The following is a 19,886-nucleotide window of genomic DNA, read 5'->3' as shown; positions in this document are numbered from 1 at the left end:
CGCCCCCTAAAATAAATTAATTTAAATAATTAATAGCTTCATTTAATAATTTATCACTTAAATTTTCGTATAATTCATTATCCAAATTTTTTTTGTTCTTTTTTAATAAATATATCATTTTGCTTAATTTTTTTATATCAATATTATCTAAATTAATCTTCTTGATTTGAACATTATTTTTATTTTTAATAAAGTGATTTAAGACATCATTTACTAGACCAATATTAGAAATGAATTCTGGAATTTCTTCTTGAATAATTAATAAATCAAACAAATCATTAACCTCGGTAATTTTGTTTAAGAAACTTAATTCAGAAACTTTTGAATAAAACTTATAAGCTTCTTTAAATTCATGATTGAATTTGGATAACTTTTTTAATAATATATTTATCCCATCAAACTCTAAATCCCCTTCAGATCTTTTTATATATTTTTTGATTTTATTTTGTAATAATAGAGAATTATCAAGAGAATAATTAAGACTACCCTGACCTTTCAAAAACTTTTGAATATCTTCATAACCAAAATCAAGCTTAAAATTTTTACACTCTCCATTATCATCTCCTTTAACAATATAATTTGAATTAATATTAGTGTTTTCTAAAAAACAACTACCAACAAAAACGATATCAGCTTCTATAATCCCTTTTTTAATATCCGATTTTCCAAAAACACTAAGTTTTCCACCAACATCAATATATCTATCAACTTTTAAATCACCTAAACAAATCATATTTCCATTTACTTGAACTTCTTTAGCGTAACAATCTCCTAAAATTACCATGTCATATCTTGCTGAAACATTTTCCGAAGTAATTAAATCTTTTAAAAATATTATGCTATTTTCTACAATAATATTTTTTTTACAATTAACAGATTCACTCATTATATAATTTTCCCCAGATTGAATAACATCAATATCATAATCATTAATATTCAAATAAATCACCCTTATCTTATTTTATAGACATTTTCACTTTTGCTTTTTTTAATAAATATGAGTATATTGACTCATCAATAGTTTCAGGTAATATTATACTTAAGTAGTTTCTAGCCCTAGTACAAGAAGTGTATAAAGTAGTTATATTTTCATGAAAATTTTTCTCAATTTCTAGTCTTTCATCAACTGGATTGCTTTTATCAAAAATAATTTCTGCGTCTTTAGTATTATGATAAAGGCCCATAGGTTTTAGTCCACATAAAATAACAGCATCAAAATCTAAACCTAGTGCACCCTCTGAACTAATTAAATTAATTCCTTTTCTTTCAGCATAATCACTTCTCAATTCATTCCCATAATCAAACAATATTGTATGTGAATATTTATTATTATGTAATAATCTTATTAAAGGATTAAAGATATTGTAATGCCTATCTTCCCAATTAGGAATGCCAGTCCTACTTCTAAATTGTTTATGAAACATAACAACTGCTATTTCAGATATTGATACTCCTTTTTTTATTAAACAATCAATTTCTTTGATTATCATTTTAGCTTCAGATTTATTATTATAATTTTTTAACTCTAGAATTTTTGGTAATTCTCCTTCTCTAAAAGCTTTACCTCTTAAAAACAAATCTTCACTACCATGTTTAAATCTAAGTCTACTTAAACAATTTCTTGCTAAGCCAATAAAACTATTTATATAATCATTAATTTGCTTAGTATTTCTATAATTCTTTTCAATTCTAATTATATTCTTTTCTTTATTAAAATCAGGTAGTTTTTCATCTCCTTGCCATGGTGCTTTACCCTGCTCTAATTCCAGTTTTACCCTTTGGGATAAGTCTCCACAAACAACAAACAAATGGTCATTACTGTTTTTGTTTTCTAACAAATTGAAGCAAAACTTATACCATTCTGATTTAAAAATTTGAACTTCATCAATAAAAATCCCAAAATATCTTTCATTTATTTTGCCTTCCTTTAATGCTTTCTTTACTGTTTCAAATATCTTATCAAAATCATCTCTTTTCCCATTATATTTTAATTTATTATTTTTAATTAATCTTTTACACAAAGCTAAAAATGTAATACATTCAACATTTTTTTCTCTGAAACCAGCTACTTCAATCTGCCATTCATAATAGTTTTTTAAATTTACATTATAACAAGTTAATAAAAATTTTCTATCTGGATGTTTACTCGCCGCCTTAAAACATTTAGACAATAATAAAACACTTTTACCACTACCTGCACATGCTAGTAACAATTGGTTACCTTTAGAAATATTATTAATTATATTAATTTGTTCTTCATCAAGGGTATAAATATTTGCAATTCTATCATTTGATTTAACATAATAATCCTTATCATCCGTATTGGAATGATTAATAATCTCCCCAATATTAGGTTTTGAAATAGTATATTCTGGAGATAATTTTTGCAAAATCACTTTTTTCATTTCGTGAGTAATTATTTTTTGGTCATTGGATACCTTAAATTCTTTTTGAGGATTTGTTATGATTTTTCGGAATTCATTTTGAAATATACAATCATCAAGAAAATATTTTATTTCTTTATTTAATTTAGTGTATTCATAATTTTTGATGTTGAAATCAGGTAAATAATACTTTATTTGTATATCAAACCTTAGTAACTGATTATTTTTATCTTTAACTAATTGTCTATGATTATTTAGTCTTTGTTTTAATCTTTTATAATCATTTTTCTGACTATCTTTTAAAAAAAATTTAACTGTTTGAATGAAAGATTCTAATGAATCAAAATTTAACCTTTTTAAAAAAATTAATTTATTATTTAAAATCAAAATATGATATTCTCCATCTTTAATTTTAAGTGGATTAACATCAAGTAAAAGTATATTTTCTTCAGTCAACTTATTTTTTAAAGAATTAACTAAAAGTTTATCATGTTTATCTAAATTCAAATTACTATAATCACTTGGAAATACTTTGATTATAACCACCACCAAATAATTAATTGTTTTAAGATATAATCTAACATATAAATTCTACTTTCATCAAAGAACTCCTGCTAATTTACTCCAATAATTCTTTATAAGAAAATAATATTTCTAAATAACTACTGAAATACAACGTCTGCCAGTAAAATCTCAACAGACTCAAAATATACCCCTATTTTAACACCTGGCAGATTAATCCAGGCAATCTATTCAGGCTTAAGTCAAAATAAGAAAAAACAGCTATCTGATAGCTTAAAACCTATTTAAAATATCATCTACCATATAATTAAAGATTCAACTCATAATCTCCTGCAATATCTGTGATTAAGCCTGGATTAATTAAAATATTTTATAATTAGGTTGGAGTTAAAATTAAACTCTGGATTCTACAAAGAGATCATCGATTATCTCAAAAATTTTATCTTTTAAAGCCAGCTGCTGGATCCAGCTTTCCGGGATGTTATCTCTGCCATAAAAGGCTCCGGCAATTTCTCCGGTGATTGCACCTACGGTATCGGCGTCATGGCCCAGGTTGACAGCTTTTAAGACGGCTGTTTCAAAGGTATTGGTATTTACAAATGACCAGAGGCTGGCCTCTAATGAATTGATGACGAAACCATCTGAGGATATTTCAGAATCTGAATCTTTGGCCAGGGCTCCAGTGATTGCCCCGATGACTCTGCTATCCAGGGAAAGTTGCTCAGCAGTTGATTTAATTACCTCTGCTTTACTGACTGCTGGATTATTATTCAAATTGATAAACTGCTGAATAAGCCCTCCAGCAAAAGAACAGGCATCAACTGCCATGATATTATTATGGGTTGTCAGTGAACTTTCGCCAGAATATTTGACTGCTTTCTGAAAGCTGTTCCGATAATACATGGGAACAGGTGCCAGGCGCATTAAGCTGCCATTGCCGGCGGCTCTTTCTTTTTTAGGAGGTAACTCCCTGGTCTTATCATAATTATCCAGGGAATGGGCAGTGTTAATCCCAATATCAAAGCAGCTGCCAGTAGAACTTAGATACCCTTCTTGATACCATTTCAGGTATTTATCCAGCTGGTCCTTTAAGTCAAAGCCTGATTCGATGAGACTTTCGGCCAGGCAGAGGGCCATACTGGTATCATCGGTCCAGTAACCAGGGTCTAGATTATGGGGGCCGCCACCTCGCATACCTGTTACTTTCTTAAATACACCTCTTGGCATAAATTCTACAGCTGCTCCCAGGGCATCGCCAATAGCCAGGCCAAGCAGGGTTCCACTGAATTTATTATATGCTTCCTGTTCGTTCTGGTTTAATTTCATGATCAATTATTACCTCCTTCTTAAGCCTTATTAACTTTGAAGTTTTATTAATTATAACTAAAAAAACTATAGCATAAAGCTATAGTCACTAAAAATGCAACCTGGCAATCTCATAAAGACCCATAGCTTTGCGCCACTACTTCTCAGTAGTTTTGCCCATAAAGTATTAAATTATGATATTTAATTACTAATTCTTGATTAAGTAGAATTATCCTGCCCTTATTTAGAAATTAATTATGCTTTATTTTTATATTTAAGGATTTAAAATAAATAACACCTGGAATCTCACCAGGTGTTATTTATTAAAGCTATTTAATTATATTTTCCGCTAAAAATAAAATCTAAATCATTAAATAATTTTAACTAAGCACTCTTGTTGTTTTGCGGAAGGACTGCCTTAACTTTTACTCAATTATCTCATTCTCGTCTTCTGTGATCAGGCTAGCCCTGTCTGGATAATCTAGCTACTCGCTACTCAATCTACTCCTATCCAAATTAGTTGCAGCCAACTTTATTTTTGTATTTCATCAGCAATTGAATAAATTCCGGCAGTTATTGCCGGCTGATATGCCCTGGTCTGCTCGACTGCTAGTATTCTTAATGGGCTGCTGATGGAAAATGGCTGACAAATAAATTATTCTACAACAAGATTACTGCCATAATAGCCAACATGTTTGTCCTCTTCCCAGCTGGAAGAGTCATACATAATCTTATATTCAGCTCCCTCCTTTAATTTAAATGTGTTTTTCCAGACCTCACCCTCTCCTTTTTTCAGAGGATAACTCTTATCGGCTGGATCCCAGTTATTCATTGAGCCAACCAGATGAACCTGTTCAGGCTGATCGAGATCATATTCTTCAGGATTGAATTCAATAGTCGTATTTTTAATATCATCTCCTTCTCCAGCAGTAATTTGGGGCTTTATGCTTTCAAGTGTTTTTGCTCCTATACCGTTAATTTCAAGTAGATCTCTTAAATATGAAAATTCACCATTATTATTGCGATATTCTATAATACTTTCAGCGGTTTTTTGACCAATTCCTTTTACATTCTGTAACTCTTTGAGATTCGCAGTATTTATATTTATCATTATATTAATTTACCTCCAATTAGCAGCAAGCAGACAATAGATAAAAGATAATTAAATCTTTTATTGTTCCTATTATATCCAATTAAATTGTTAAAGTAAAATATATCCAGAGTTGAAACGTGATACTGGCTGGATGTAAGGTTTAATTAAAGCAGTGAAACTCCGAGCTTAGTCATCTAATAAGTGCTCTGTTGTCCAGTGTTTGCAATTTATTATTAGGCCTATTGTTCTAACAGAAACCCCATAATCATTTGCGAGGACCTTTTTCTTTATATTATTATTTTTATATTTATTATAAATCTCTAAGCCGGCTTCTTTATCAATTTTAGCGCTGTGATTATAAACACCTTTATTCTCTGTAGTATTGGGAATCGGTGTTAAATCCCTGGTTGTCCAGTGTTTGCAATTTGCTATTTGATATACTATATTATAAGAGACTCCATAATTATTAGCAAGTTCCTTCTTTTTTAAATTACTAGTTTTATAATCATTATAAATTTTTAAGGCAGTTTTTTTATCTATTATAGCTTTGGGATGAGAAATACCTTTTTGACTAGAAGTCTTTGAGATTGGTGTTAGATCTTTAGTTGTCCAGTGAGTACATCTAATTATGAAGCCTATAGTAGAAATGTGAACTCCATATTCTTTTGCTAAATCTTTTTGTGTAAGATCGCTATTTTTATATTTTTTATAGATTTCTAAGCCGGTTTCTTTATTTATTTTAGACCTGTGATGATAAATACCATTATTCTCTGTAGTAATGGGAATCGGTGTTAAATCCCTGGTTGTCCAGTGTTTGCAATTTACTATTTGATGTACTATCTTATAAGAGACTCCATAATTATTAGCAAGCTCTTTCTTTTTTAAATTACTAGTTTTATAATCATCAAAAATTTTTAAGGCAGTTTTTTTGTCTATTATAGCTTTAGGATGAGAAATACCTTTTTGACCACAAGGCTTTGAGATTGGTGTTAAATCTTTAGTTGTCCAGTGTTTACAACTAACTATTGAATGAATAATTTTCATTGAGCGCTTATATTTATCTTTTAAACTTTCTAACGATATATCGGTGTTTTTATATAAATCATAAATTTCTAGAGCTATATCTTTGTCTAATGGATTAGTATTACAGTATTTTGTTCTGGCTTCACTCATCTTTTTTCTCGTTTCAACTGAAGCCTTCTTCCCATAATTAGGGCTATTTTCACCGGACATAACGGGTATATCCAACATACCACTTTCATATAATTCCTTAAACTTGCGGCTGCTTGTTTCAACACTTGCTTTAGTCATACATTCATTACTTTCTGTAGTTGGTGGTCTAACAGGGATATTATATTTTTTAAAATGCCTGTAAATTGTAGATTGACTACATCCTAACTTATCTGCAATAATATACGTTCCCATTTCAGTTCCTGGTTCTCCCCAATATAATTCTTCTAATTCTTCTTTATTTATCATAGAAATTTCCTCCTATCTACTTTTTAAAGTAGATTAATTATTTAACTTTTTAATACTTGACTCCTGGATAAAGCTCCAGTTAATATGAATGATATCACATTCACCTATTAACTTATACATTATACCATTTATAGCAAATACTTTACAAATGAAGTGGTTATATGGTAAAACAAGCTTGCTGCCTGTAATATCAATAATTATAGCGATTTAGATGGTTTTGTTGCTAGAAAAAATTTAAAAATATTTTTAAATTTAATTGTTTTTAGTTTACCCTGGAGACTTTGTGAAATTTGTTAAGAGATACCGTTTGGTAACCGTCGGGTAACCGTTGGGTCCATTAAATATTTTTGCATTAAAGCAGAAAAACCACCGATAGCTATTGCCACCGGTGGTCTTTCTTTTGAACTTAAGATTTAACTGTTTTTCCGCATAAAAATTGGTTCTAAATAATTTGAGGTTTTAACTAAACACTCTTGTGGTTTTGCGGAAGGACCGCCTTAACTTTTCCTCCATTACTTCCTTCTCATGTTCTGTCAACTGGCTGGCCCTGTCTTGACTATCAACCTGCTCAATGCTCAATTTGCTCACTTAATTATAGCCTCCTTTCCTGTGAAATTTCCATCAGCAACTTAAAAATACCGGCAGCTATTGCCGGCTGGTAAGCCCAGGTTTCCTCGACTACTAATATACTTGTTGGGCCGCTGATGGCTTATGCACTATTTATTATACCTTATTAAAGTGGTAAAGTAAAATATATCAGGACTTGAATACCTGTATACAGGTATTTTTGCAGGCTGCTAAGTTAGAATCTGATGGAGAAGAGATCGTCTATGATCTCATAGATTTTAGCTTCATCAGCCAGCTGCAGGATCCAGCTTTCAGGAATTCCGTCTCTGCCATAGAAGGCCCCGGCGATCTGGCCGGTGATAGCTCCTGTTGTATCGGCGTCATGGCCTAAGTTGACAGCTTTTAAGACTGCCGCTTTAAAGGTGCTGGTATTTACAAATGACCAGAGGCTGGCCTCTAATGAATTGATGACAAAGCCATCTGATTTTATCTGCTGGTCTGACTCTTTAGTGAGGGCGCCTGTGATTGCCTCTTTTACCCTGCCATCCAGGGATAGTTGATCTGCTGTGGATCTGATACTGTCCTCTTTACTGGCATTTGAGTTATAATCTGAGCTGATAAAGGTCTGGATAAGTCCGCCGGTAAAGCGGCAGGCATCGATGGCCATGATATTATTATGGGTTGACAGTGAGCTCTCACCAGAATATTTGACTGCCTTTTGAAAGCTATTGTGGTAATACATGGGGATTGGGGCCAGGCGCATTAAGCTGCCATTGCCGGCAGCCCTCTCCTTTTCTGGCGGAAGCTCTCCGGTCTGCTCGTAATTAGCCAGTGCATTAGAGGTATTGATGCCAATATCAAAGCAGCTGCCAGTTGAGCTTAAGTAGCCGTCTCGATACCATTTCAGGTATTTATCGAGCTGGTCTTTTAGATCAAAGCCTGATTCTATAAGACTTTCAGCAAGGCAGAGGGCCATGCTGGTATCATCGGTCCAGTAACCTGGCTCTAGATTATGGGGACCGCCACCTCGCATGTCTGTGACCTGCTGGAAACTGCCCCTGGGTTTGAATTCTACTGCTGCTCCCAGGGCATCGCCGACTGCCAGGCCTATTAGGGTTCCGCTGAACTTGTTGTAGGTTTGCTGTTCTTTTTGGGTAAGTTTCAAGGTTTATGATGCCTCCTTACAGGTTATCCTGGATTTACAGTTAGCTGATTTCCATATCTCTTTATAAGGACAAAGACGACAAGCCAGGTTGCCAGGCCAGGAATTATACCAAGGGCCGGATTAACGATAGTTATCTCGCCTATGATAACTGCAGCTGAGGTATTTAGCCAGGCATGGAGTAAGATGGCCAGAAATATACTTCTAGTGTTTACATAGAACCAGCTGATTATGAAGGTCTGGCCGATAATTGCCAGGGTGAAGCCTAGCAGTGACGGCAGCAGCACCTGAATCCCGCCACCCCAGTAGAGATAAAATAGATAGGGAAAATGCCAGATAGCCCAGACCAGCCCTAAGATCCAGCTAGCTTTATCGGCAGGATACTTTTCCAATAGATTCTCCAGGACAAAACCCCGCCAGCCTGGCTCCTCCAGGCCGCTGGTTATGATCTGATAGATAAAAAGGAGGATGATATATGATACTGGCAGACCACTGGCAAAGAAGGCTGACAGTTCAACACCTATTAGCAGGCCAATAAGGACAACGGCCAGGTTAATTAAGACCGGGAGGAGAAAGACAAAGAGATACCACCTGACCGGAATATGCCATCTGGTTAGCCGCTGCCAGAACTCTTTTAATCCCCTGGTTTTATAGAGGTATCCGGTGGTAATAAGAGCTGCCAGAAGCGGACCGTAAACCCCGATCCTGAATAGGATAAAGGTGGCCAACTCCTGGCCTGACTGGAACTGGCGGTTGACTATCTCTATGAAAGTCTTATCCTCGTAGCCGAGTAAAATCGCCCCGATCCAGCAAGTCCAGGTGAATATAAATGCGATTAGATAATAGGTGTTCAGCGGTCTTCTAGCCCTGGAGTCCATGGCTTCATCCTCCTTAAAATTTTTCAATTTAAGTCCGGTGGAATTATTATATTTGTATAATTCTCTAAGATAATGATTATTCCTGCATGGATTAGGGCTTCTAGGAAATTAGCTGTGAGAATAATTATCTGTGAGAAGTTTCCTCTTCATCTACCCAGTCAGGTTCTTCATAGACCATACCTTTTCTGCCTGGTACTTTTCTGTTAGGTCCGGCTTTATAATAGTCACAGGATTTAGGTCCATAACAGAAAGTTTCAGTCCGGTATTTTACTTTACCTGGGTTCCAGTGATCAATTATCATCTCTACAGCCATCCAGGCTCCCCAGATACAGGATGAACATTTAGATTTATATGTTATCTTTGCCAGCCTTCTATGTCCTCTGGCTCTGTATTCTTCTAAAGTCGGAGGTATTCCATGCCAGGGTGGTGGAGTATTCAATTCTGAACTTTTCTCAAGTATTTTTAATTTTGAGGCTTTGTAATAATCTGCTGGTTCAGCTTCAGGGTTTGAAGGTGGCAGGCATTCCCCGGTAATTATATCACCGGCTTGAAATTCTTTCTTTGCCTGTGTGGCCTTCCCTATGCCTATAGTAAATTCTTTAGTTTCATTTTCAATTTTCCCGTAAATTCTAAGAATAAAGCCAAGATAATTGTGATACCTTTCGTCAAAAGACCTGGTTAATCTAATTCGAGGCTGAACTGAAATTACTCTGCCTTCCCATGATAACTTTTTAGTTTTAGGCATTATTAAGACCACCTTCTTTTTATTTTTTCTGCTTAACTTTATATTAAAGTATTATTCCTATTTTGTCTATGAGTTTTTAAAAAATGGTTTTATTGGTTAGATTATAGTTTGGGTTTAAGGAATCGTATTTATTAAACATGGCTTTCAATAATAACATATACGTGATATGATATATTTAGTAGATGGGAGTTGAATATAATGGAATTAATAGATCATAAAGATTTAAAAGAAGAACTTTTTGAATCTGAAGAAGGTAAAGAGGAATATGATAACCTTAATGTTATATATGAAATTAAAAAGCAGATAATAAGGTATAGGATAGAAAATGATTTAACTCAAAAAGAATTGGCAGATAAAATTGGTACCAGGCAGTCAGCCATCTCCAGACTAGAAAATGACGATTATAATCCCAGTGTTGAATTTTTAAATAAAGTTGCTAAGGCTCTAGATAAAAAACTGGAAATTAAGTTTAAGTAGATGATGATTTACTAATCATACTCCACTTTTTTTACAGAAGAAGACAAAGACAAGTACATGAACATGCCAGAAAAGCAAATAACCTAAAAGAGCAGGTGAATTATTATGGTTAAAATCAAAAGTGATGATTATCCTCTTCTCTTTCATAAATCAACTAAAACTGATAAGTATCTGCTCAAAAGGCAAAAGAAGGCAAGAGAAGAAGCAGAAAAAGCAGCTAAAATTTTAAAGGAACAATTTAAGGCTGATAAGGTCTGGATTTTTGGCTCATTAACTCAAAAAGAGAGGTTTCATGCAGGATCAGATATTGATCTAGCAGCCAGTGGGATACCACCAGAAAAATTCTATAAAGCCTTTGGAACTATCACTAGAGAGATAAAAGACTTTCAAATTGATCTGGTTGATATTGATGATTGCAAAGAGTATTTAAAAGACGCAATCAAAAGGGAGGGAGAGTTAATTTGAATAAACCTTACTTTACATTGATTAGTAGAATAGAAAATGAGTTAGATGAGCTAGATAAAGTTGTAGAAAAAATCAATTCTGGCTGGGAAAGAATTGAAAATACCTATGATGAGCTCATACTTGATAGTATAGCCCTTAATCTACATGATTATTATGCCGGTCTTGAACGGATTTTTGAATTGATTGCTACAGAAATTGATGACAATATTCCTCAGGGTGAATCCTGGCACCAGGACCTTTTAAATCAAATGAAAATTTCAATTAAAAAAGTACGGCCTCAAGTCATAAGTAAAGAAATTGCTAATAAACTCGATGAATATAGAGGGTTTCGACATATTGTAAGAAATGTTTATACCTTTAACCTTTCTAAGGAGCGAATTAAACCCCTGGTTAAAAACCTCTCTCCGCTCAAAGAAGAGATAAGAAAGGATATAGAAGAATTTATTGATTTTTTAGAAGACAGAGCTAATAGCTAAAAATTATTAACTCTTCGAGAAACTAATATGATTTAACTAAAAGTGCTGGAAATAATCCAGTGCTTTTTATATTTGTATTGTCTTAAATATAGGCTAATCAGCCTGCTTTCAGCCCTCTCCTATTATGAACTGACAACCAATAATCCCTGGGAGTATTATGTTGCCATCCACAGGGATCATTTCAAGCCTACTCTGCCTGATTATCCACCTATTTCTATCTATTATTTTTCTGATAAACAATATTATACAGGCATAACTGAAATAAATATTAAAGGTGAGAAAATTAAAATATATGACAGAGAAAAAATTATCTGTGACTGTATTAGGTACCGGAAAAAAATAGGTGTTGATGTAATGAAGGAAGCACTTCAAGAATATTTAAAGCAAAATTATAGAAATATAGATAAACTGATTAAATACGCTGAGATTACAGGTGTTAAGACACTAATGAGTAGATATCTGGAGGTTTTAATATGAGTGAAACCCCTAAAAACATGGCAGCCTCAGTTAGAGCCAGGCTTTTAAATATTGCAAGAGAATATTTTGTGCCATATCATTAAACGTATTATCTTAACTTCTTTATTTTCATTTAAAACATAATTGAGAACAATTGCAATTATATGCCGTTTATATTATAATAAAATGTATAAAGTGAAAATAAAAGAAGGGATGATTTCAATGAAGCCGTTTAAGCCATACGAATTACCAATAGATGAACAGATTAATCCTATGGAATTTTATAATGAACTAATTAATGCCAGTACAAATGTGGGTAAATATCAGGTTATGTTGAAAAAAACTAAAATAAATGAATATTTTTTAATTACGCCCTTTAGTTTACAGGAGGCTGTACAATCCAGCAAAATAGAGGGTACACAAGTGACTTTAGATGAGGTTTTAGAATTTGATATTGATAAAAACAAAAAAAATAATGATGCTCAAGAAGTTTTGAATTATTATAATGCTTTAAATTATGGAGAAAATGCTTTAGAAAGATATCCTATTTCAACTCGTTTATTCAAAAAACTACACAAAATCTTAATGAGCAGTGGAGTTAGAGGTCAAAATAGAGCTCCAGGAGAATATCGTTCTATTCAAAATTTCATAGGCCCAGAGGGTTGCACTCTAGAAACTGCTACTTTTATCCCGCCTCAACCGCAGTTAGTTGATCAATATATGTCTAATCTAGAGAAATATATTAATAATCCAAAAGATAGTTTGCATCCATTAGTTAGGGTTGCAATTATACATGCCCAGTTTGAAACTATCCATCCGTTTTTAGATGGGAATGGAAGAATAGGACGCATATTAATTCCATTATATTTATATGATGTTAACCTTATTGATTACCCTAATCTATTTATTAGTGAAGTTTTAGAGAAAGATAAACATAAATATTATAGAATGCTTAATGGAACTAGAAAAGAAGGTAATGGATGGAATGAGTGGATTAAATTTTTCTTAGAAAGTGTAAATAAGCAAGTTACCAAAAATATTAATCTTGTTGAAGAAATCGATAAATTATATAAAAGAGATCTAGAAAAAGCAATGGGCTTGATAAACAGTACCAATGTAGTAGATCTAGTAAAAACAATGTATCAAAAGCCAATTTTTGATGTAAAGACAATAAGTTCTCTAACAGGAATACCTGATACTACCTGTAGGAGATATCTTTCTACTTTAGAAGAAGAAAAAATCATATTCTCTGATAATAAAATGAGAAATAGAAAATACTATTATTATAATTTGCTTGATCTATTAAGATAAATTGAACTTCCCCATTAAATTAGACACATAGTTTAAATAGTTTTCTCCCTTTTTCGTAGTCTTCTGGGCTTCTGTAATCCAGGGTTAATTGAGTATTTAATTAAATATTTTTGATTTCAAATATTAGGGCCGCCTAAAGGCGGCCTGAATCTTAAAACTCTCTCTTAAACTCAACCTTCAGGTCCCCGGCCTGATTCCTGCTCAAGCTTAACCCCTCTGGTTTCTCTGCCTCTCTTTTTAACTTAGCCTTTGCATGATTGATTACCTTCTCTTCTTCTGCTGGATCCAGCTGATAACCGGCTCTTCTTAGGTCCTGCCGGAGCTGACCGATTATATCATTAACAGTTTCTAGCCTGGATGATTGCCATTCCAATAAAATTACATCCAGGAGGTCATCGATCTCAGCAATAACCGGCTTAGCCTTAGCCAGATAAGGATCTATCTCAGGAAAAAACCTTCTAGTAATTATTAATATTATAAAAAAGACTGGAACACCACCGGCAAAGATAGCTAAAACATTTAGAAATAACTCCATCTATTCATTCCTCCAGTTAATAGTTAAATTTAAGCTCAAAAAATCAAACCTCGCCTGAGATCTTTCTCAACCTGTGAGTGATATCCACCAACTGCCCCAGGATAAAGACACCTAAGCCGATAAAGACAAAGATACCCACTCTCACCAGCCAGGTTAAACCTTCGATTATCTCAATATTTTTATTGATTCCATTGATATAGATCAAATCTAAATAATTTAAATCCACCTCTACCTCTATTCCATTAAGCAACTCAACCTTTTCAGCCTTTAATTCCTCATGATTAAGCAAGTTATTCTCCAGGACTTCTAAACTGGCTGCCAGGTAAAAGACACCGACTGCTAAAACTATCATAATAACCATAAAAAAGTAGGCTGTCAGCTTTCTTTTCCGATCGAATAATTCCACCATATTAGCCACCTCCCTCCAGTCTATTCTGGAGGAAGACCAATGCCTTGCCCTCTGCAAAATCGCTGCCGAAATAGCCGATAAGACCGCCTAAAAAGGGAACCAGTTCTTCTTTGCCCCTCAAATAATAAAAGATATATCCCAGGCTAAATCCTAAAAAAGCACTGGCGATAAAATTAAAGGAGAAAACAATAATTTCAAAGCTCTCTTCTATTAATGACCTCTTAGCCTCACCGGCAAAGGTGCCAATAGCCACCATCACCAGCAACTTTTCAAAGATCATGTTGCCGGCAAACATTATTTAACTCTGCCCAGTTCTTTATTTAACTGGATAATTGAATCAATAATAATTTCAGCTAAACCTCTATAATAATCTTCCCTGCTGTAAATCATTTTATCTTCCTCGCCGGTCACAAATAACGGCTCAATCAAAACTGCCGGCATTGAAGTTCTTCTTAAAACATATAAACTATCTGAAGTCTTAACCCCTCTGTCCCTGGAGCCTAAAGCATCTAACATCCCCTGCTGGATATATTCAGCATACAATACACCGAACTTGCTCCCTGGAAAGTGAAGAGTCTCCGTTCCATTAGCTGCAGAACTGGCAGCCCCATTGTGATGGACTGACAAAAAGAGCTCTGCCCCGGCAGCCTCAGCTAAATTAACCCTCTCTTCCAGCTGTAAGTTGTAATCTCCACCTCTTAGCAAAAATGGATTCAAACCTCTATTCAAACAGGTTTTAAATAGATAAGCCGACAGATTAAGATTTAGGTCCTTCTCATATATATCACCGGCAACAGCTCCTGGATCTCTACCTCCGTGGCCGGGGTCAATTGCAATTCTAAATGGTTGCATATAAAAACCTCCTCGTGTTTAGGATATGTTTATCCTATCAGAGGAGGTTGGTTATTTATATGGGGTTTGTTTGCAATATTGAATAATTTCCTGGATCATTAATATTATTAACTTTATATGTATTTAAGCGATTATTAATATTTTTTTAATAATCCAGGCATTCAATTATAACCTCCTAAAATAATTCTCTTCCTTCTTCATTTTCAAACCAGTTGATAACATCTTTAAATGTATTAACTGGTATCTTATTGCCATCTTTAATAATATTTTTTATCATTTCCTCGCCTTGGCTCTGGTCAATTATTTTCTGAAAATATGCATCGAAAAGGATACCTAGAGTTGTTTTTAACTCCATCTTATGCCTATTTATATAAGGCTTAACATCACTGATATTATCACTACAGACAGTGCCTTTAGTGATCTCAGCTATTGTTAAAACAGCAGCTTCCCCCTTGGCCTGTGCCTCTCCATTATCTTTAAACCTTCTTTCTAGTTTGGCAAACCTACGCATTTCACTTATATCATCAATAGTATATATTTGAAATACTTCCCTTTCTTTTAATAACTTTAATTCTTGAAACAATCCGCTTTTCAATGTTGCTTCTTCTAATACCTGGGAAGGGATAATAATCTCTCCAGGATATAAAAGGTCTAAAAGATATAACCCTTTTGCTGAATGGAGATTTCCTAAAACACAGTTATCAATAATCAAAGGAGGTTTCTTCAGCAAGATCCTCTACCTCCTCTTCAATTTTTAAATCTTCAATTGATAAGCCTACATCTGATAGATACTCTTTATAAGCTCTTTCTGTAATCTGATTTTTATCGTAGTTTTCATATAAGATTTCCAAATAGCTTTGAGGGATATAGGTTTCTTCTGTTGGTCTAATTAGCTCTCTTGTATACCCCAGTCTGGCAAAGGTTGAATTTAAATGGATAGTTGAATATCTATCATATTCGCTTTTATCTATTAATCCTAGAACTTTTAAACGAACAAGCATAGCTTTGAAACTAACTTTAAAATAATTTTGAGCTTTAATTATTTTATTTATATCGATATCCTCGCCGACTAGATTAAAGAATTTATAGATGCCGTCTTCAGGCATTAAAAAATGGACTGCAAAATAATCAGCCAGGGTTTCACTTTCATTCCGCTGATTTTTAAATTTAAAAGTATCACAGATAGTCCCATTTAAATTTTTGTCATAATAATAATGATAGAGTTCATGGGCAGCAGAAAAATGCTGCCGCCCTAAAGTATGAGCACTATTTATAAAAAACAAGTAGTTATTTTTATAATGAATGAAATAAGCTGAGATATTTGAATCATAAATCGGCTTTTTAGTCAATAAAATTCCTAAAGATTCAATAAGGCTAAATATATTAGCCACCGGTTCTTTGGAAAAGCCTAATTTATCCCTTATTTCACTGGCACGAATTTTGGCTTTAGTTTCTAAAGTGTTTGCCATAGATTATTCACCATCTTTTTTGATCTCTTTTAAGTCATTAAAATTAAATAGAATTTTCTTTGTCCAATTAATATTTTCTTTTTCGTTATCATCTAAACCCTCTGTTCTAAAGGCTATTGATACTTCTTCAAATTCCTCTGGCTCTTCTAGAAAATACATAAGAGAATATCCATATAATCTGGCAAACTTCTTTAATAATAACGAGTCAATCTTTTTTTGACCTCTTTCAATATTAGATATTGTGACTCTATTTATACCTGTCATCTCTTCAACATCAGACTGGGTGAAACCTGATGATTCTCTAGCTTTTCTTAACCTTTGACCGATCTCTTCAAATGTTAATTTTGAACTCACCCTAATCCCCCCTCTGGATTAAATGTTTAATATAATTACATTTAATCTATCTGTTAATTTAATTGTAGCATTTTAATTACAATAAAGCAATGTTATTTATAAGAAAAACACCGATTAACTCTTTAGACTTTCGCAGGTAACTCTCCACGAGGTCTTCCCTCCTGTAGGTCAGCTGCATTCCCCCTTTTATTTATTGATATATCCATTATATCTGCTACTGGTAGAATTTACAACTCATTGATTTTGCAAACGCTAGGCCTTCTTTTTTAGTTCTTAAGCCATATAATAAAACCATAATCTTAAAAGGAGGTAATGCCGGTGGCTGACTATATCTACTGCGAAAACTGCGAACAGCTGACCAGAGTTGATGAGATGCCCTCTAACCTCTTAAATAATGTCTTCTGTATGATCTGTGGTGCCGAGGGCAAGGACTTAATCTATTATGCCAGTTAGTATGTTGATTAGATAATATCTTAAATCTAACTGGCTTTATAATATAAAAGGAGCTGATGCTAATGTATGTAGTTAAATGCCTGGAATGCAGGCAGCAAAAGGTCATGGAGATAGCCGGTGAATTGACTGATGAAGTCTGCCCTATCTGCGGTTCTACTGGCGACAGGCTGGAAGTTGTCGCACCTGTAGAAGAAATGCTGCCTGATAGAGGGTTGATTGCAGAAATGATGGCTAAATGCAGGTAAACAGAAAATATCATCTTTTGCAAACACCCATTATACCTTTAATTACTCTATTATGCTATTCTTAAAAGGTATTAAGCTTCAAAAATTAAATTTAAAGGAGGCGGTTACTTTGGCTAAAGTAACTGGACCACTATTTTCAATAGATGCTGCTGGAAAGTTTGGAGACTCGATGGTCTTCGCTAAATGGAAGGGGATCAACTATGTAAGAAGGCATACAAAGGCTACCCAGCCTAATACTGCCAGACAGAAGAGTGTCAGGAGCAGATTTACTGAAGCTGCTGCCATGTATCAGCTATTAAACGGAGCTGACAAGGCTGCCTGGAAGACCAGGGCTGCTGGCAGGCCTCTCACAGGCTATAACCTCTTCATGAAGTATACCTGTGATACCTTAAAGCATATGCCGATGTATAACCTGATCTCAAAGGTAGAGGTTGAAAATATCACTGCTGATACAGTTCAGATCAGCTTTGATGTCTCAAAGGACGGCCCTGTCTACCTGCAGTACGGCGAGAGAGCAGGCTCCTATCCTGAAAGCATCTTCGTTGGTGCCGAGGCCGGAGAGAGAAATATCGTCCTGCTAGAAGACTTAGAGCCTGAAGGGGAATACTTCTTCAGAATCACCCAGGAGACCCAACAGCTATTCTCACCAACGACTATCGACTCCTATGTCGTCGGTACTGAAGGCGATAATGCTGTCCTCTATGCCGTTACAGCTGTCGTTAATGGCAAGGAGACCAACCCGAGCATGGCTCACATGAGCTCTGTTCCAGACTTTGCTGACCTTAATGATGACAACTTTGTAGAGATCAACTGGCAGCCAGTTGACGGTGCCGATGAATACTATATCTACAGAATGGAATCTACAGGCGATCATTCATTAGGCCTTGTAGCCATCAATAGGTATTCCAGCTTCCAGGATACCGGTTTAGATCCCATCAAGCCTGGTATAATCCCTGAAAAAGAAAACAGTGCAGACCTCTTTAAAGGTGAAACTGGCGACTATAGTTTCGTCCTTTAAGGATTAATATAGATTAATGGTGGAACGGCTGGCAAAATGCCAGCCGTTTTATTGTTTATCGCTATAAATTTGTCTTTTTATACAAGTCTATATTATCTAAAAAGAAAAGACTTAAATATAAGACAGAAAAAAGGCCCCTACCATTTATATGATAGGGGATTTTGAGTTATCTGGCTGTAAAATAAAGTTCGGCCTCCCTGGCACAGTCAAAGGGATTTCTGCCACAGTTGCTGCTGTCATAAAGGCAATCAGCGCAAAAGAGATAATAAATAGTAGCCGGTATATTACTGATCTTTAGTTGGTTACAGATATCCTCTTTTAAACCGATATGACGATAGTAAGACCAGTAAGAGGCCATCTCTGGGTCCAGATTAATTTCTTTAACTGTTGGAGGCCGGCCTAATTCTTTAGCCTTCTGGCGGTAGCTTTCTACCAGAAACTTTCTGCTATAGGCCAGGTTCTGCCTCACTAACCATTAATGATTTTCCTAAGAGATCGTGATAGAGCACTATCAGCTCTCCTGAATTCTTACATTCTAAACATTTATAATAAGCACCAGTTTTGCTATTGGTTTTCAACAATAATGTCTTTTTATAACAGCTAGGACAGATTATTTTTCTTTCCCAGCCGATATCGGGGCTATCAGTCGGTGTCATCTCTTCAATATCTAGAATTAAATTCATCTTTTCAATTTCTTTATCTGGTAATCTATTAATAAGGTTTCTAATTGTCATTTAGTCGCCATCACTGCTAGCTTGCGGATGGCTCCCTCCTCTATAATTTGTTTTTAAAATTAATATTTAAGCTTTGAACTAACTATTAAAATGGTACTTCAATGAGTTCTTCTGCTGCATTTTGGGCTGGTGCTGGCCAGTCGAGAAAATTAATCTCTCTGGCAATAACCTGGGCATTCTCATAGGTCTTACTACCTCTGGTATTCTTACTTATTTGGAGCCTGCCAGCAACGGCAACAAGCCTGCCCTTGCGGAGATTATCGGCACAGACTTCGGCAAGTCTCTGCCAGGCCCGAACTTCTATGAAATCAACATCTTTCTTTCCTTCTTTATTCTTGAATGAACGCTGTACTGCCAGGGCAAAACTTGCCAGCGGCTGACCAGTAGCTGTATAAAAAAGTTCTGGGTCTCCTGTCAGGCGTCCAATTAAATTTATTTGATTTAACATTTAAGCACCTCCATATCAAGATTTATTGGCAGCCACCAGATAATCTAAT

General features: G+C 34.5%; 27 protein-coding genes and 1 riboswitch. Of the genes, 8 read left to right on the top strand and 19 right to left on the bottom strand.

Going from position 1 to position 19,886, the window contains the following annotated elements; genetic code table 11:
• Window positions 1-16: 16 nt before the first annotated feature.
• The 9 genes from I0Q91_RS00380 to I0Q91_RS00340 form a co-directional block, all read right to left on the bottom strand.
• Window positions 17-940: a hypothetical protein gene (locus I0Q91_RS00380; RefSeq protein ID WP_270452144.1), complete on the bottom strand. Its 924-nt coding sequence runs from the start codon at window positions 938-940 to the stop codon at window positions 17-19.
• 16 nt (window positions 941-956) lie between these two features.
• A complete protein-coding gene (locus I0Q91_RS00375; protein WP_270452142.1) occupies window positions 957-2,891 on the bottom strand; it encodes a DEAD/DEAH box helicase in 1,935 nt (644 codons plus the stop codon).
• A gap of 408 nt (window positions 2,892-3,299) precedes the next feature.
• A complete protein-coding gene (locus tag I0Q91_RS00370) occupies window positions 3,300-4,232 on the bottom strand; it encodes an ADP-ribosylglycohydrolase family protein (RefSeq protein ID WP_270452140.1) in 933 nt (310 codons plus the stop codon).
• Window positions 4,233-4,324: 92 nt separating this feature from the next.
• A riboswitch (cyclic di-GMP riboswitch) is annotated at window positions 4,325-4,399 on the bottom strand.
• 467 nt (window positions 4,400-4,866) lie between these two features.
• Window positions 4,867-5,322 carry a helix-hairpin-helix domain-containing protein gene (locus tag I0Q91_RS00365; RefSeq protein ID WP_270452139.1) on the bottom strand — a complete coding sequence of 152 codons (456 nt, stop codon included), beginning with the start codon at window positions 5,320-5,322 and terminating at the stop codon, window positions 4,867-4,869.
• A gap of 168 nt (window positions 5,323-5,490) precedes the next feature.
• A complete protein-coding gene (locus I0Q91_RS00360) occupies window positions 5,491-6,783 on the bottom strand; it encodes an NUMOD3 domain-containing DNA-binding protein (RefSeq protein ID WP_270452138.1) in 1,293 nt (430 codons plus the stop codon).
• A gap of 459 nt (window positions 6,784-7,242) precedes the next feature.
• Window positions 7,243-7,371, bottom strand: coding sequence for a hypothetical protein (locus I0Q91_RS00355; RefSeq protein ID WP_270452137.1), 129 nt, complete (start codon window positions 7,369-7,371; stop codon window positions 7,243-7,245).
• A gap of 214 nt (window positions 7,372-7,585) precedes the next feature.
• Window positions 7,586-8,515, bottom strand: coding sequence for an ADP-ribosylglycohydrolase family protein (locus tag I0Q91_RS00350; RefSeq protein ID WP_270452135.1), 930 nt, complete (start codon window positions 8,513-8,515; stop codon window positions 7,586-7,588).
• Window positions 8,516-8,538: 23 nt separating this feature from the next.
• Window positions 8,539-9,390, bottom strand: coding sequence for a CPBP family intramembrane glutamic endopeptidase (locus tag I0Q91_RS00345; protein WP_270452134.1), 852 nt, complete (start codon window positions 9,388-9,390; stop codon window positions 8,539-8,541).
• A 124-nt stretch (window positions 9,391-9,514) separates the two neighbouring features.
• Window positions 9,515-10,135, bottom strand: a complete 621-nt coding sequence (locus tag I0Q91_RS00340) for a hypothetical protein (RefSeq protein ID WP_270452133.1) — start codon at window positions 10,133-10,135, stop codon at window positions 9,515-9,517.
• Between the two features lie 198 nt (window positions 10,136-10,333).
• Here I0Q91_RS00340 and I0Q91_RS00335 point away from each other — a divergent pair, with 198 nt between their 5' ends.
• The 5 genes from I0Q91_RS00335 to I0Q91_RS00315 all read left to right on the top strand — a co-directional run bounded on the left by I0Q91_RS00335 (window position 10,334) and on the right by I0Q91_RS00315 (window position 13,320).
• On the top strand, window positions 10,334-10,612 hold the full coding sequence (locus tag I0Q91_RS00335) for a helix-turn-helix transcriptional regulator (RefSeq protein WP_270452132.1): 279 nt from the start codon (window positions 10,334-10,336) through the stop codon (window positions 10,610-10,612).
• Window positions 10,613-10,717: 105 nt separating this feature from the next.
• Complete coding sequence (locus I0Q91_RS00330) at window positions 10,718-11,077, top strand: nucleotidyltransferase family protein (protein ID WP_270452131.1); 360 nt, start codon at window positions 10,718-10,720, stop codon at window positions 11,075-11,077.
• Window positions 11,074-11,553, top strand: coding sequence for a ribonuclease toxin HepT-like protein (locus tag I0Q91_RS00325; protein WP_270452129.1), 480 nt, complete (start codon window positions 11,074-11,076; stop codon window positions 11,551-11,553). The genes I0Q91_RS00330 and I0Q91_RS00325 overlap by 4 nt, the downstream gene beginning before the upstream one ends.
• Window positions 11,554-11,625: 72 nt before the next feature.
• Window positions 11,626-12,030: a type IV toxin-antitoxin system AbiEi family antitoxin domain-containing protein gene (locus tag I0Q91_RS00320; RefSeq protein ID WP_270452128.1), complete on the top strand. Its 405-nt coding sequence runs from the start codon at window positions 11,626-11,628 to the stop codon at window positions 12,028-12,030.
• 201 nt (window positions 12,031-12,231) lie between these two features.
• On the top strand, window positions 12,232-13,320 hold the full coding sequence (locus tag I0Q91_RS00315) for a Fic family protein (protein WP_270452127.1): 1,089 nt from the start codon (window positions 12,232-12,234) through the stop codon (window positions 13,318-13,320).
• A 151-nt stretch (window positions 13,321-13,471) separates the two neighbouring features.
• On the opposite strand, the gene I0Q91_RS00310 is transcribed toward I0Q91_RS00315, so the two are convergent.
• The 7 genes from I0Q91_RS00310 to I0Q91_RS00280 all read right to left on the bottom strand — a co-directional run bounded on the left by I0Q91_RS00310 (window position 13,472) and on the right by I0Q91_RS00280 (window position 16,939).
• Entirely contained in the window at window positions 13,472-13,855 is a 384-nt protein-coding gene (locus tag I0Q91_RS00310; protein ID WP_270452126.1) for a hypothetical protein, read from the bottom strand.
• A gap of 43 nt (window positions 13,856-13,898) precedes the next feature.
• The gene (locus I0Q91_RS00305; RefSeq protein WP_270452125.1) at window positions 13,899-14,264 is read right to left on the bottom strand and encodes a hypothetical protein; all 366 of its coding nucleotides are present in this window, start codon (window positions 14,262-14,264) and stop codon (window positions 13,899-13,901) included.
• Window position 14,265: 1 nt separating this feature from the next.
• Window positions 14,266-14,559: a hypothetical protein gene (locus I0Q91_RS00300; RefSeq protein ID WP_270452124.1), complete on the bottom strand. Its 294-nt coding sequence runs from the start codon at window positions 14,557-14,559 to the stop codon at window positions 14,266-14,268.
• Window positions 14,559-15,116, bottom strand: a complete 558-nt coding sequence (locus tag I0Q91_RS00295) for an N-acetylmuramoyl-L-alanine amidase (protein WP_270452123.1) — start codon at window positions 15,114-15,116, stop codon at window positions 14,559-14,561. The genes I0Q91_RS00300 and I0Q91_RS00295 overlap by 1 nt, the downstream gene beginning before the upstream one ends.
• A gap of 175 nt (window positions 15,117-15,291) precedes the next feature.
• On the bottom strand, window positions 15,292-15,846 hold the full coding sequence (locus tag I0Q91_RS00290; RefSeq protein WP_270452122.1) for a PIN domain-containing protein: 555 nt from the start codon (window positions 15,844-15,846) through the stop codon (window positions 15,292-15,294).
• Window positions 15,818-16,585, bottom strand: a complete 768-nt coding sequence (locus I0Q91_RS00285) for an ImmA/IrrE family metallo-endopeptidase (RefSeq protein ID WP_270452120.1) — start codon at window positions 16,583-16,585, stop codon at window positions 15,818-15,820. Before I0Q91_RS00285 ends, I0Q91_RS00290 begins: the two co-directional genes overlap by 29 nt.
• Before the next feature lie 3 nt (window positions 16,586-16,588).
• A complete protein-coding gene (locus I0Q91_RS00280; protein ID WP_270452119.1) occupies window positions 16,589-16,939 on the bottom strand; it encodes a helix-turn-helix transcriptional regulator in 351 nt (116 codons plus the stop codon).
• 318 nt (window positions 16,940-17,257) lie between these two features.
• On the opposite strand from I0Q91_RS00280, the gene I0Q91_RS00275 reads away from it, so the two are divergent.
• The 3 genes from I0Q91_RS00275 to I0Q91_RS00265 all read left to right on the top strand — a co-directional run bounded on the left by I0Q91_RS00275 (window position 17,258) and on the right by I0Q91_RS00265 (window position 18,655).
• Window positions 17,258-17,392: a hypothetical protein gene (locus I0Q91_RS00275; RefSeq protein ID WP_270452117.1), complete on the top strand. Its 135-nt coding sequence runs from the start codon at window positions 17,258-17,260 to the stop codon at window positions 17,390-17,392.
• Window positions 17,393-17,454: 62 nt separating this feature from the next.
• Complete coding sequence (locus I0Q91_RS00270) at window positions 17,455-17,637, top strand: hypothetical protein (protein ID WP_270452116.1); 183 nt, start codon at window positions 17,455-17,457, stop codon at window positions 17,635-17,637.
• Between the two features lie 109 nt (window positions 17,638-17,746).
• On the top strand, window positions 17,747-18,655 hold the full coding sequence (locus I0Q91_RS00265) for a hypothetical protein (protein WP_270452115.1): 909 nt from the start codon (window positions 17,747-17,749) through the stop codon (window positions 18,653-18,655).
• A 166-nt stretch (window positions 18,656-18,821) separates the two neighbouring features.
• On the opposite strand, the gene I0Q91_RS00260 is transcribed toward I0Q91_RS00265, so the two are convergent.
• From I0Q91_RS00260 to I0Q91_RS00250, 3 genes are all read right to left on the bottom strand, one after another.
• Window positions 18,822-19,124: a homing endonuclease associated repeat-containing protein gene (locus tag I0Q91_RS00260; RefSeq protein WP_270452114.1), complete on the bottom strand. Its 303-nt coding sequence runs from the start codon at window positions 19,122-19,124 to the stop codon at window positions 18,822-18,824.
• Complete coding sequence (locus tag I0Q91_RS00255; protein ID WP_270452113.1) at window positions 19,102-19,389, bottom strand: hypothetical protein; 288 nt, start codon at window positions 19,387-19,389, stop codon at window positions 19,102-19,104. Before I0Q91_RS00255 ends, I0Q91_RS00260 begins: the two co-directional genes overlap by 23 nt.
• 85 nt (window positions 19,390-19,474) lie before the next feature.
• Entirely contained in the window at window positions 19,475-19,837 is a 363-nt protein-coding gene (locus tag I0Q91_RS00250) for a single-stranded DNA-binding protein (protein WP_270452112.1), read from the bottom strand.
• Window positions 19,838-19,886: the final 49 nt, after the last annotated feature.

Origin of the sequence: Halonatronomonas betaini, assembly GCF_015666175.1 — a bacterium.
Taxonomy (GTDB): domain Bacteria; phylum Bacillota; class Halanaerobiia; order Halanaerobiales; family Halarsenatibacteraceae; genus Halonatronomonas; species Halonatronomonas betaini.
This window is presented reverse-complemented; position numbering and strand designations above follow the sequence as displayed.

Bases quoted from the DNA above. Each gene is read 5' to 3' on its own strand.
- I0Q91_RS00370 (WP_270452140.1), bottom strand. From the start codon at position 4,232: ATGAAATTAAACCAGAACGAACAGGAAGCATATAATAAATTCAGTGGA.
- I0Q91_RS00365 (WP_270452139.1), bottom strand. From the start codon at position 5,322: ATGATAAATATAAATACTGCGAATCTCAAAGAGTTACAGAATGTAAAA.
- I0Q91_RS00360 (WP_270452138.1), bottom strand. From the start codon at position 6,783: ATGATAAATAAAGAAGAATTAGAAGAATTATATTGGGGAGAACCAGGA.
- I0Q91_RS00345 (WP_270452134.1), bottom strand. From the start codon at position 9,390: ATGGACTCCAGGGCTAGAAGACCGCTGAACACCTATTATCTAATCGCA.
- I0Q91_RS00340 (WP_270452133.1), bottom strand. From the start codon at position 10,135: ATGCCTAAAACTAAAAAGTTATCATGGGAAGGCAGAGTAATTTCAGTT.
- I0Q91_RS00335 (WP_270452132.1), top strand. From the start codon at position 10,334: ATGGAATTAATAGATCATAAAGATTTAAAAGAAGAACTTTTTGAATCT.
- I0Q91_RS00330 (WP_270452131.1), top strand. From the start codon at position 10,718: ATGGTTAAAATCAAAAGTGATGATTATCCTCTTCTCTTTCATAAATCA.
- I0Q91_RS00315 (WP_270452127.1), top strand. From the start codon at position 12,232: ATGAAGCCGTTTAAGCCATACGAATTACCAATAGATGAACAGATTAAT.
- I0Q91_RS00310 (WP_270452126.1), bottom strand. From the start codon at position 13,855: ATGGAGTTATTTCTAAATGTTTTAGCTATCTTTGCCGGTGGTGTTCCA.
- I0Q91_RS00305 (WP_270452125.1), bottom strand. From the start codon at position 14,264: ATGGTGGAATTATTCGATCGGAAAAGAAAGCTGACAGCCTACTTTTTT.
- I0Q91_RS00300 (WP_270452124.1), bottom strand. From the start codon at position 14,559: ATGTTTGCCGGCAACATGATCTTTGAAAAGTTGCTGGTGATGGTGGCT.
- I0Q91_RS00295 (WP_270452123.1), bottom strand. From the start codon at position 15,116: ATGCAACCATTTAGAATTGCAATTGACCCCGGCCACGGAGGTAGAGAT.
- I0Q91_RS00285 (WP_270452120.1), bottom strand. From the start codon at position 16,585: ATGGCAAACACTTTAGAAACTAAAGCCAAAATTCGTGCCAGTGAAATA.
- I0Q91_RS00270 (WP_270452116.1), top strand. From the start codon at position 17,455: ATGTATGTAGTTAAATGCCTGGAATGCAGGCAGCAAAAGGTCATGGAG.
- I0Q91_RS00255 (WP_270452113.1), bottom strand. From the start codon at position 19,389: ATGACAATTAGAAACCTTATTAATAGATTACCAGATAAAGAAATTGAA.
- I0Q91_RS00250 (WP_270452112.1), bottom strand. From the start codon at position 19,837: ATGTTAAATCAAATAAATTTAATTGGACGCCTGACAGGAGACCCAGAA.